10 protein-coding genes are annotated in these 12,660 nt (G+C 39.7%); all 10 read left to right on the top strand.

From position 1 onward, the window contains the following. Nucleotides 1-778, top strand: a 778-nt coding sequence (locus tag BACCELL_RS00740) for a DUF6712 family protein (protein ID WP_007209556.1), incomplete at its 5' end; no start/stop codon positions are given. Nucleotide 779: 1 nt separating this feature from the next. Continuing rightward, nucleotides 780-1,571 carry a hypothetical protein gene (locus tag BACCELL_RS00745; RefSeq protein WP_007209557.1) on the top strand — a complete coding sequence of 264 codons (792 nt, stop codon included), beginning with the start codon at nucleotides 780-782 and terminating at the stop codon, nucleotides 1,569-1,571. 6 nt (nucleotides 1,572-1,577) lie between these two features. Next, a complete protein-coding gene (locus BACCELL_RS00750; RefSeq protein WP_007209558.1) occupies nucleotides 1,578-2,003 on the top strand; it encodes a lysozyme in 426 nt (141 codons plus the stop codon). Between the two features lie 2 nt (nucleotides 2,004-2,005). Then, complete coding sequence (locus tag BACCELL_RS00755; RefSeq protein WP_007209559.1) at nucleotides 2,006-2,449, top strand: hypothetical protein; 444 nt, start codon at nucleotides 2,006-2,008, stop codon at nucleotides 2,447-2,449. Further along, nucleotides 2,446-2,853: a hypothetical protein gene (locus BACCELL_RS00760; protein WP_007209560.1), complete on the top strand. Its 408-nt coding sequence runs from the start codon at nucleotides 2,446-2,448 to the stop codon at nucleotides 2,851-2,853. Before BACCELL_RS00755 ends, BACCELL_RS00760 begins: the two co-directional genes overlap by 4 nt. 82 nt (nucleotides 2,854-2,935) lie before the next feature. Further along, nucleotides 2,936-6,997 carry a hypothetical protein gene (locus BACCELL_RS00765; RefSeq protein WP_044153150.1) on the top strand — a complete coding sequence of 1,354 codons (4,062 nt, stop codon included), beginning with the start codon at nucleotides 2,936-2,938 and terminating at the stop codon, nucleotides 6,995-6,997. Further along, nucleotides 6,997-9,141 carry a hypothetical protein gene (locus tag BACCELL_RS00770; RefSeq protein WP_007209562.1) on the top strand — a complete coding sequence of 715 codons (2,145 nt, stop codon included), beginning with the start codon at nucleotides 6,997-6,999 and terminating at the stop codon, nucleotides 9,139-9,141. The genes BACCELL_RS00765 and BACCELL_RS00770 overlap by 1 nt, the downstream gene beginning before the upstream one ends. 257 nt (nucleotides 9,142-9,398) lie before the next feature. Then, the gene (locus tag BACCELL_RS00780; RefSeq protein ID WP_007209564.1) at nucleotides 9,399-10,538 is read left to right on the top strand and encodes a hypothetical protein; all 1,140 of its coding nucleotides are present in this window, start codon (nucleotides 9,399-9,401) and stop codon (nucleotides 10,536-10,538) included. After that, complete coding sequence (locus BACCELL_RS00785; protein WP_007209565.1) at nucleotides 10,538-11,962, top strand: hypothetical protein; 1,425 nt, start codon at nucleotides 10,538-10,540, stop codon at nucleotides 11,960-11,962. Before BACCELL_RS00780 ends, BACCELL_RS00785 begins: the two co-directional genes overlap by 1 nt. Next, a partial coding sequence (locus tag BACCELL_RS00790; protein ID WP_007209566.1) for a hypothetical protein occupies nucleotides 11,959-12,660 on the top strand: 702 nt, incomplete at its 3' end. The genes BACCELL_RS00785 and BACCELL_RS00790, both read left to right, overlap by 4 nt.

Here is a 12,660-nt window from a genome sequence, read left to right on the forward strand (position 1 = left end):
TTATCACTCTACGGAGCCAGATTCAAAAACAGAAGAAAAGTATAATACTCTTCTTTTGTTGATGCAGCAGTCCGTAGCTTTATTTACATGGATCAAGATTATCCCCACACTAGACGCCCAACACGGGAACACAGGCCGGCAAAAGCGGTTAGGTGAACATGAAAAGGGACTTACTGCCATACAGGAATATAAAGACGAAACAAATATCCTTAATCTGGCTTATGAATCGGTAGACGCTTTGATCGCTTATTTAGATAAAGAGAACTTCGATTTCTGGTTGAAGTCAGAGAAGAAAAGAGCTATAAATCAGCTCTTAATAAGAAGCAAAGAAAAATTCGATATTTATTATACAATCGGGAGCCATCGTCTTTTTTTAACTCTTATACCGATTATCCGGGAAATGCAAGATCGCTATATTGTCCCGATAATTACGCGGAAGCGGTACGAACAGTTACTTTCAGGGAATGAACTAGGCGAAGACTTTAACGATGCAGTATGCAGACCTTTGGCCCTTCTAACGATGCAGAAGGCAGTTGAACGTTTGCCTGTTGAAGTTCTTCCAGATGGGGTAGTTCAGGTACAACAGGCCGGAACCGTTAAAGAAAAGATTAAGGCCGAAGCCGAAGCCAGGAAAGCAGTGTCTAAAAGTCTGGGAGACGATGCGGGAAAAGATCTTATAGCGTTACAAGACTTTATCGCTACTATTGAAGCCGAACCGGATGAACCGGATTTGTATTTACCTAAAGCAACTATACAATCTAAAGGTATAACGTTTTAGTATGCAAGAGTTTACGTATAATAATAAAACTAGGATGATCCCGGAAGATCTGGAAGAACTTTCGCCAGAACAATATTATCGATATTTGGAACTTGTAATAATGATGAATACCGATAACATTTCACCTTTTGAAATGAAATGCAAGCTTATTTCTTTACTCTTAAATATGAAGTGTAACTTTGTAATGTGCAGAGAGTCAATCGTTAATGAAATAAATGCCCAACTGGGCAAAATGAACTGTTTTTTTTATATAAAAGAGGAAGGGGATAAAGTAATTTACGATCCACATATTAAGACGGGACGTAATTTATTACCATCATATAAAGGCTGGATAGGGCCAGAAGATATGCTTAATGATATTACATACGGGCAATTTGTACAATGCCTAAACCTGGTTAGGGCAATGGAAGTAACCAGAAGGGATAAGGATAACGAGCAAGCAGATTATTTAATGTCTGAATTTGGTAGGATACTTTATAAGAACGAAGATCCCAAAGCAGGGGAAATACCGCCGCTGGTATGCTTTCACTCTTATATCTTCTTTTGTGCAGTATGGGAGTTGATTTGCACCGTTCCCATTCCGATAAATGGCGAGGAAATCAACTTTTCTATTTTATTTCAGGAACAAGGGGAAAAAAGGATTGATGATAAAACGGGGTGGATAGGGATCTCCTTTGAAATTGCATCTTCTGGCGTTTTTGGCAATGTGAAACAGATTAATGAAACTCCCTTTTGGGACATTTTACTATATCTGTATAAATGTCGTTTTGAATCTTTACACAATAAAAAATAGTATATAATGAAAACAAGTGATGCAGCAAAACAGGCCATAGGAACTTTTGAAGGCTTGAAATTGAAAGCGTATCGGTGCCCTAGCGGAGTCCTAACAATTGGGTACGGTCACACTAAAGGAGTATATGAAGGTATGCAAATAACCAAAGAGCAGGCACTAACCTTTCTTGCTTTGGATTTAGCGGATGTTGAAAGGAATCTTAATACCCGCTTCCCCTCAATCAGTCAAAACAAATTTGATGCGATGATAAGTCTTTCATTTAACATCGGGATCCAGGCATTTAATACATCCACTTTGTATCGTAAAGCAAAAGCGAATCTAAATGATCCGAGTATTCGGATAGAGTTTATGAAATGGGTACACAGCAAAGGAAAGGTACTTCCTGGACTGGTAGAGCGTAGAACGTGGGAAGCAAACCTTTATTTTTCTTAGCCATGGTAGATTTACAAGAGTATGAAAATTATTGGAACGGGATTCGGAATCGGATCCCGGAAATAAAAAAAGTAATTCCGGCTACTTTTGAACCGGATATGGGGAATGTAGTACAGGGACTTAAGCCGGAAGAACTTCCAGTACTGTTTTTCATTATTCCTAATGCACAAGGGAAAAGTAAAGACATCGATAATATATCGGAAGCGAATCTTTGTGTTATTCTGATAATGGATAAGACGGATCCGCAAAGGAAGAAAGCTTATCAGGTGCAAAAGGAAACACAACCTATCGCAGAAAAGATAAAAAAACGTATCCTGGAAGATAAAGCCATAGGGTGCCATCTATTTAAAAATCTGGATTTATCCAGTTTATCGACAATTCCAGAAGCTAGTTTTTATTCGATTTTTGCAGGGTGGAGCATAGCTTTTCAATTTGATACGGAATGAATGAGGAAGATCTAATTAAACAGGAATTTATACGGGAAAATATCGAGAGAGACTTCCGGGCTATTTTTGAAGCACAACGTTTGATCGCTTTAGAAAGGATATATAGTCGTGCCAGCTATTCCCAAACAGGGCAAAACCTATCACAAAGAAGATCTGGCGAATTATTGAGGGCTTTACAGAATCCACGTTATAGTATGGAGCTTTCCGGCACTGGTGTTATTGCAACTTCTAATATTCCGCTTTATATTCGTTTCCTGGATATGAAAGAACACGGGAACTATGCCATCTATAACCGGCAAATATGGGGTATCCTTTATAACAACACTCTTATGAATATACGTGACGGGTACGGGAAAGAAGTACGCGACCGTATTTTTGCCCAACTACAAGGGGCTTTCCCATAGTATTTTAAAGGCCAAATGGCCTTTTTTTGTGTCCTTTATCTTCGTAATTTGGCTGTTTACCTTTGCTTTAAAATATAAGATCATGGGAAAATTACAACCGGATTATATCACCTGGACGCTATCGCTTAACGCTGGGGGCTTACAAAAGGAAATCCTAAGAATAAAGAATAATAGTAAGGATCTTAAGGATGAAAATAAACTCCTTAAAGAGTCCATGAAGGAACTTACTTTACAAGGGAAATACCAAGGTAAGGAATACCAGCAGCTAGAAGCAAAACTTAAGGCGAATAATCGTGCTATCGGGGAAAACAACGAAAAAATAAAGCAGTGTGAAAGCCGCTTAAGCAATGTAAATAAGTCGTATGCACAATTATCGAAACAGGCGAAGAAATTGCAGTCTGATTTAGATAATACGGTGAAAGCACTGCAACCGGAAGAATATGCCCGGCTAGAAACTGAACTGGCGAAAACAAAAGCTGCAATGGAGCAGCTTAAGCCCAGAACGGAAGCCGTGAAAGAATCTTTCTTTAGCCTTAGTAAAATGAAAGCTACCGTAGTCGGTTTCTTCGTGGGAATAGGCGCTAGTATTAGTTCATTTTTTACTAACGCTATTTCAAATGCGAAAGAATGGGTGAAAGAAGGAACGAAACTGGCGGCTAATGCTGACGGGGTAAGACATGCTTTTGAGAAGTTGAACCGACCAGGGCTTTTGGATGATTTAAGGGAAGCGACGAAAAACACTGTTAATGATCTGGAATTAATGAAGGCGGCAGTACAGGCAAAGGATTTTCGGATCCCGCTTGAAGATCTGGGGAAATACTTGCAGTTCGCGCAAATGAAAGCACAACAGACCGGGCAATCGGTTGAATATATGACTAATTCGATTGTTACAGGTTTAGGCCGTAAGTCGCTTCTTATATTGGATAATCTGGGCTTATCAGCCGCCGAAATAAATGAAGAAATTGCGATAACGGGGGATCTGATGAAAGCAGTTGCAAATATTGTAGATCGGCAGTTATCCAAAGCCGGTGAAAACTATGTTTCAGCAGCCGATAAAGCCGCACAAAAAACGGCAGAACTGCAAAATCGACAAATGGAGATAGGGCGTCTTCTTCTTCCTCTAAAATCTGCATGGGGGAACTTATTTCATACGGTTAAGATCGGTTTTGCGGATGCGACAGTGTGGATACTAGAACACAAGGACAGTATTATAACGGTCGTGTCAGTAGTAACCGGGCTTATCGTTGTCTATAAATCCGTCACATTGCTTCAAAAAACTTGGAATGGGCTCTTAATGGTGGGCAAAGCTATTAATCTGGCTTATACCTCAATTATGGCTTTACAGGCTGGTAATACTCTTCGGAGTGCGGCGGCTATGAGACTGTATAATGCTTCGGTAACATCTAACAATGTAATAGTAAAGGCGTGTACTGCATCTACTTATTTGTTTGCCGCAGCAAAAGCCGTTCTCACTGGAAACATTGATAAGGCTCGGATAGCGATGCAGGCTTTTTATGCACTTACCAAGATAAGTCCATTAGCCATACTAATAACCGTAATTGCAGCTATTACGTACAAACTAACATCTTATAGAAGGGAATTAACAGCAACGGAGAAAGCAGAACGTAGTTTACTTAAGATCCGGGGAGAGGCGGCAGATTCCGTGGCTTCTGAACATCGAGAATTGAACACTCTTTTAGGAATTGCCCGAAACGAAAAGATTAGTAAGGAACAACGCATTGCAGCAATTAAGCAGCTAAATGAATTAAGCCCGGAGTATCTGGGTAACTTGACCTTGGAAACAATCAATACCAAAGAGGCTACAACGGCATGTAAGAGCTATGCGGATAACCTATTGTCTCTTGCCAGGATTCGATCAGCCAATTCCAGACTAGAGGAAATCCAGCAGGAAAAACGTGCCCTGCAAGATCAACGAAAGGATATTAATGCAAATCGTAATCTTTGGGATAGTTTTAAATTAGGGCTTGCTAAAGGCTTTAATTCGTTATCCGTAGCAGTTAAAGGCTATTCTGATACCTGGTCTGATAATGTCATTAATGATTATTTCGGCAGAGAATTTAACCGGATACAGGAACTTTCAGAAGAGGAACAGAAATTAACGGATGAAATTAAAACGTCACAGGAAGATATCATTAAGGTTAATGCTGAATCTACCCAAAAAGAAAAGGATTTAGTAGCAGCTAAGAAGGAGGAAATAGCGCTGGCCGAACGTGAGATCGCTTCAACACCGGAACTTTTGAAAGCGAAAAATAAAAAAATTGCGAAGCTGAAAGAAGAACTTGAAGCCTTGCAGGATCTAGGAGTAAATAAGAAAAAGAAACCAGGTGATTTTAATTCAGAAATAGATAAGGCTTTGGCTGGTTTGGATAATAAACACGATCAGGAGCTCTTAAAGATACGGGAGGCTAAAGAGAAGGAGCAACAGACGGAAGCACAATATAATAAAGCGGTACTGGCAGAGGATCAGCGCTATTATACGGAACGCTTGGAAGCACTTAAGAAACTGGATAAAACCACCGCAAAGACAAAATTAAAAACGTTGGCAGAAATCCAATCTAAAATAACGGAAAGCAATAAAAAACTCCTAGAAAACCAGAGGAAGCAGGATGAAAATGAAATTTCACTGTTAAAGGAACAAAGGGATAAAAAATTACTTGTACAAGAATCCGTCTACAAAAGTACTAAGACAAAAATAGAACTGGATTACGCTAATCAACAGATTACGCAACAAGCGCGTGATATGCTTTTGTTGGCCTTAGAAGAAACAAACACTAGGGAACGTCTTAATATACTTAAGAACTATCAAACCGAAGTAGGTAAAGCGGAAATACAGACAGGGAATGTAAAGGTTACGGCTGTAAAAGAAGCTGGGCAGGCGGTTTTAGAAGCTGAACTGGCTAACGCCCAGAGCCGGGCAAAACAGCAGAAAGAAATAGAATCCTTACTTTCTTCTTTCAAAAAGGAATTTAGCCTAACGAATTTGCCGGATGAAACGGATCTGCAACTTAAAGTACTGGAAGCATCTTATCAGGCACGTTTACAGATAATACGGGACTCGCTGAAACAAGAGCTTATTACGAAAGAGCAGGCAGCAGCACAAGAAAAAGCCCTCAACGAAGCAAAGGGTACGGCGGAACTTAATATTGTAAAAGATGCAGAAAATCGTAAAAATGGGATTCTCGAAAAATACGGTCTGGCAGGATTCCAACAGCGTTATAATATGCAGATGGATGCCTTACGGCGTGAGAAACAACAAGGTTTAATCAGTGCCAAGGACTATGCAGCAGCCGAAAAGCAAATAAAGCTTACGGCATGGAAAGAAGCTTTCGATTATTTTTCTGGTTTATTCGGTGATGCGATAACCGCTTTACAAGATGCGGAGATCGCCAATATGGAGGCTAAATATGACGTAGAAATCGAAGCGGCGCAGGGAAATGCCGAAGAGGTTGAACGTTTGGAGAATGAAAAGGCCGAGAAAAAACTTGAAATTGAGAAAAAATACGCAGATGTACAATTTGCTGTAAAAGCTAGCCAAATCATAGCTAATACCGCTATGGCAATAATGACCGCTATGGCGCAATTAGGGCCGATAGCCGGGCCGATTGCAGCCGCATTAATGGGAGTGACTGGCGCCGCCCAGCTTGCCGCCGCCAATTCGGAGCGCCAGAAGGTTAAGAATATGACTTTAAACAACAGTAGCAGTTCTTCTTCTACTAGTGCCGAAAGAGTCGTGAATCCGTCTTCGGGATATAGCGAAGGTGGATATACTGGAGATGGTGGCCGTTATGAAGTTGCCGGGGCGGTTCATCGTGGCGAATATGTCGTGCCAATACCGGAGATGAAAAACAAGCGGGTATTTAATATGGTGAAGGTTATAGAAAGTATCCGGCGCCAACGGACGGTAGCAAATCCGTTACCGGGATATTCAGAAGGGGGGCACGTTCAAGATCAATCGGCAAATCAAGTCAATTGCCCGGAACTGATAAAAGCGGCTGAACGACTTGAAAAAGCTTCGGAGAATTTAGGTAAACCAGCAAGAAATTATGTACTCTTATCCGATATCAACGATGCAGAGGAAATTAAATATAAGTCAGAAAAACCATTTACAAGGGGGGATAACTAATGGCATTAACTATTAAGACGCAAAAGGGAATATACGATGTTCCAGGTGATTTCCAGATGGAAGTCGAAATTACTTCTCCTATTTACACGGATAAAGGCAGCCAAACGTTAGCATCCACATTGCCAGGGACTAAACGTAATCTTTACCTAGTTGATTACATACACCGGGAAGATATTGTCAATGCGCCGGGGAAAGACGTAATGGCTATTATTGCCGATGGTATTTATCGAAGGACGGGAAAGCAAAATATAACGTCAGCCAGTAGGGAAAGCGGTGTTGTGGCTAATTTTGGTTTTGATGAAAGTTTGATGTATGAAGCTTGGAATAATGTTTCATTGAAGAAATTACCCGGACTGCCAATATATAAGCCAGAAGGAGGAATAACCGTACTAATGAATCACTTAAGCGATGTCATGCGCTATTATGTGACAGCAGATTATTATGTTTTCCCGGTACAGGTGAAGGCTGAATCTTTGAATGATGTTGTTTATCCTGAATTTATTAATCCCATAGAGAAGGTTAATCACGATGTCTATGATTTAAAGAAAAATGCCCGTACTGAAAAAATGGTACTTTCTGGATCATTGGTAGATGTGAAATTACCCGCTGGGTATGGGATATCTCCTTTTATAAAGGTATCTAGGATATTGGAACTGATCTTTTCGGCCTATGGTTTCAAACTGATAGAGAATCCCTTTGCCACTCATTATCAACTAAAAAAAATGGTAGTGCTTAATAACGTGGCGGATGCAATTGTACAAGGACAGATCGAATATAAAAATATGATGCCGGATTGTTCTGTAAATGATTTCTTAGACGCTTTGTTTTGTAGGACTGGCGCTAAGGTTTTTGTAGACGGTAATACCAGAACGGCCAAAGTTATACTGATAAAGGATGCTATAACGGCGCCTTCTTTCGCAGACTGGACGCTGTTTAAATCATCGGATCTAGTTCCTAGTTATGGGGTGGCGAAACAGTTGAAATTATCCGCTGGGACTTCATTTGAAGGTGCAGACGTTGAATGTGATTCTTTTGAAGAGTTTTTGGATCAATATAAGGGTATTGTTACGGAAGTTAAGAATACAGCCCCTGGATATATCCCGGATGATGTGTATGTCTGTTATCAGGCTTCTACCGGTAGATACTATAAGCGTAATGTAATCACTAAAAATGTGTCGATGGTATCAAGTGATTTTTTTCCGTGGGATAAGAAGACTACAAACGTCGAATATGAAGAAGTAACAGGGGCAGATGAATGTTTGCCTATGGCCTTTACTAATGGCTTCCTAGTGGGCCAATATCTTGCAGGAACGGTTAATCTGAATACAACTCTTAGAGGGGCAAAAGTTGAAGAGCAGAAAGAAGATACACCTTTATGTTTTTGTTTTGCGATGGGACTTGCAACGGATGAAAAGGGAAATTCTTCTGGATACTACTTTGGGAGTTCTCTTTGCAGGGATCCAGCAGGTAACTATTTTCGTGATCGAAGCGGTAATACTTATAATTGTTCATTAGTCTTTCGTGGGGATGATGGTGCATTTAATCGCTTTTTTAAGGGCTGGGATGCAATTTTAAGACATTCTAATCACACTCTTTCTGGTAAATTTAATCTGGATCGAATAAACTTAACTAAGATAGATACCGGACGCCCACTTTCGGTATCCGGTCAAAAAGTTATGATAGAAAGTGTAAAACATACGATGCCCTACCGGATAAATAAGCCGGCTACTGTTAAATTACGGACTATCAAACTTTTAAAGCCCTATGATCTTGAATCAGAACAGGGGATAGTAGTAATGAAGGCACAGACTACTAAATGGGTCATGGTTTCCTATACTGATAACATATTTGAAGCTGCAATTAAGGCAGCAGAGGAAAGGTATTATGTGAATTGGAGAGATATTGGAATGGTTGATATTGAAAAAGAAATAGTAACAAGGCCGACAGATGAAGAGTTTGCAGCATATTTGCCACCGTCAGAAGAAGAGGTATCTAATGGTAAAACTGTACTTAATACATATCAGGCCAAACTAAAATACACCATTGTTTATACTACTGGGACAGGGATGAATACACACTACATTAGAAGAGATATAGTTGATGATTTAACTTATGAAGCTGGGATACGGGCTGAAAGACGCTAATTTTTTGTCCTTTATCATAAAGGATAATATCAGCAAATTTGCAATATGGAAAATGAAACGATACTATCTGCACCGGAATTGACGAACGTTTCTGATGCGTTTTTGGAATTTAGGTTATTGCCTGGGAACGAGACAAAGACAAATAACGATTTTTATTTCCTTTTGACAACGCCTAACGTTGAAAGGGATAAATTCTTATCTGGCTGCAAATTGTCACCGGTTGTAAATGGGAATGTAGTAAGACAACAATTTGAATTATGAGTTTAAGCGCAAATATATCTCCTCGTACCATGGCTCTATCAGGCAATCCGATCCGGCTTGATATAACGTCTTCTTCCCCGGTTACTTATGTAATCCGAGACGGGGAAGAAACGGTATTTGAAGGATCCGGGGAAGAAGGTAATTTTTATGTGTTTATTGACGAGATATTATCGGCCATCCTCGCCCCAATTCGATATACAGGGCAGGAAACAGACATTATTTTGAATACTTCTGGCAATCTAAAGGAATATACTATAAACGTTGCTAATACGGAGGGAGAAAAGAAAGTATTACAGCACAAAGTAATACTAGGGGGAATTAGTAAAAGGGCCATGCGGCATCTAAATCAAGAAGGGAGTAATATTTTCACTTTTAAACTACTTAATGCAGCCGGTAATTTTTTTATGTCTACCAGATCGGAAACACGTATTCTTACGATCCGGGAGACTGAAATACGTCCTTTATTATTTATTGCCCCCAAAACAGCTTTTACAGTTACGGTATCGGACGGGATAAGCAAAGAAATAACTGGCTTAGTAGTGGGTAAATGTTATGCGCTTAATTTGGATGCCCTACGGAGATACTTCTTTGATAGTGAAAATATGCTGGCTAGTCAATTTATTGTAAGCACGGATGAAGGTACGGCAGTTACTATCATAATTCTTCCGGCAGATGTGGCGAAAGAAAGATACTACCTGGAATTTCTTAATTCTTACGGTGCCTATGAATGTATAGATGTTACCGGAAAACCAACTTTAGATCAGGATAGCGGGGAAGAAGAAACTTACGGGAAATATGATGAATTAGTAAATGATTATATCGAATCTCGTGAACGTGTGCGAACCGTAGATACGATCCATGTACAAACCGGTTTTAAGACAAGTAAGGAACTTATGTTTCTTCTTGATATGCTTTCCAGTGACGATATTTATTTGCTAGGATATGAAGATCGAGAAATAAAAGTAAATGCGTCGGCTGATAGCCTGGCAGTTGCTAAGACGATGAATCAACCTCAAAGTTTACCTATAACATTAAGGTTTTCTGACTCTGAAAGACATTTCACCCAGGCATTACAAGGGGCTGATTTTGATAATCCGCGTATTCATACCCAGGAATTTAGTAAAGAATTTAATTGATGGCTGATAATTTACAGGACATAATAGATTCGTTAATCGATCATATTGATAAGGCCATTGCAAAAGGCAGTGTTACGAATCAGCAAGTCGCCGCAGTTTTGGACTTTTTGAACGAAAGGCTTAAAAAAGCGGACGGGGATAAGTACATCCGTAAAGATCAGCCGGATTACACGAATCATCTTTTACAACTATTTGAAGGGCTGGAAATAGGTAAATTCTTTCCTTCTATGACTACTGGAACCGGTGCTGGTATTGATAATAAGGGAAATGCGGAAGTGGAGAGCATGAAAGTACGATCTTTTATGATGATAATGGAGCTTATCATAAATAGATTGTCTTCCGTTGAGTCGGAATTTGTTTTTTCCGAATCTGGTACTATTGATAAAGTTGAAGAGATAGAAGCCAATACCTATTTACTGACTATACGTAAACGATGGGACTTTGATTTTACCGCTTTTGCTTTGCATGATGTTGTTTATGGATCAATTAATACTTTGCTATCAGATGGCAGTTTTTTTACTTCATGGTTTAGAGTATTGTCCGTTGATGTTTCTGCAAACCAATTAACGGTAGTAACATACCCCGATGATGAAGTACCAGCAGGGAAAAACTTTGCCCCCGCTAACGGTATGAATATTTGCCGCCGTGGTAATGCTGTTAATGAAGATCGGCAGAGTTGCTGGTATATTAGTAGTTACGAAGGATGTATTATGTATCTGGAAGGGGTGACTAAACCTATATTAGAAGAAAGTAACTATTATCTTTCATTAGGGAAGCCGAAGCACCTAGAATTGTTTAACGGTCTTCCTATTAATTATAAACATCCGTACTTATTCGCTAGAGGTGCCATAATACAGGATCTTATAAGAATAGACTTTCAGGGTAACCCGATCTATGAAATTGTAGATCTGGGTATTTGGGAACCGCGAGGCATATATATACGTGGATATAGCGAAGAACAGAATAAGTATATACAGCACCAAATCTGGTATAAGTCATGTTGCTGGCGGTGTGTGTCTGACGCTGCGACGGTAGGTTTACCGCCTAGATGGAATAATACACAGTGGGTATGTATTGTGGGAGATAGTAATTTTAAACTAGAAATTACCAGCACGAAAGGGCGTTTTTTTCGTTTTGGGCAAGAATATACACAGCTTGGATTTATTCTGACACATGGGGACATGGATATTTCCGTAGATGCTTCACAGGTTGAATGGACGCGGGAAAGTGATTTATTGGAAGAGGATCTATTATGGAATATCGAACATGCCGAAAATGCTAATACCGTAGATATAACGCCGTTGGATATGCCTACAAACTGGTATGAAGCCAAAAAAGTAGTTTTTCGCTGCAAAATATCAATCCGGGACGGCGAGGATCTGAAATCTTTTAGTACAGAATTTAAAATAAATAATAAGTTATGAAAACAGCATCAGCCTATATTTTGTATACACCGTTGGATATCTCTTTACTTATGCTAGAGGTAGGGGGAAATACGACGCAAAATAAAAGCAATGTTACGGGTGAATTTGATCCCGACCGAACTTTGTTCCCGCTTGTACTTCGACCTAGTTTAGTAATAAAGGATCCGGATCACGTTTTAGATGATGGGGATCATACTAAGAAGTTGATAGATAATCGCTGGTATATTGGTACGAATGAAACCGGTTCCCGTATAACAAAGGATACCGACGGTTTTATTTTGGGGCAATATGGGGAATTGACTGTAAAACGTAACGTGGAACCTTCGGTACCGCTTTCCCTGTTTTTTACGTGTGCTTATATTGACAGCCGCACGCAAAACACTTTTCGTAAATCGTTCCTGATTACACTTACTACAAATTTAACGACAGAGCTTAATTTGAGTTTGGAAATAGATGCAGCGCGTAAAATGCCTATAAGCCCTTTTAAGTCTGTTTCAACCCGGACAATTAAGGCTACCTTCCGTAATGGTGAGAACCTTGTAGCCGATGCGGACGCCGTTTATCTCTGGAAAACACGGGATTCAGTTACTAGGCAGTTAAGGGCAATAACGGTAGACGACTTATTTTATGTATCTGGGCTGAATACTAAATCTCTGACGATTGATCGTCGGTTTATAGACAAAGAATTGATTCAGTTA

Source organism: Bacteroides cellulosilyticus DSM 14838 (assembly GCF_000158035.1).
GTDB classification, from domain to species: domain Bacteria; phylum Bacteroidota; class Bacteroidia; order Bacteroidales; family Bacteroidaceae; genus Bacteroides; species Bacteroides cellulosilyticus.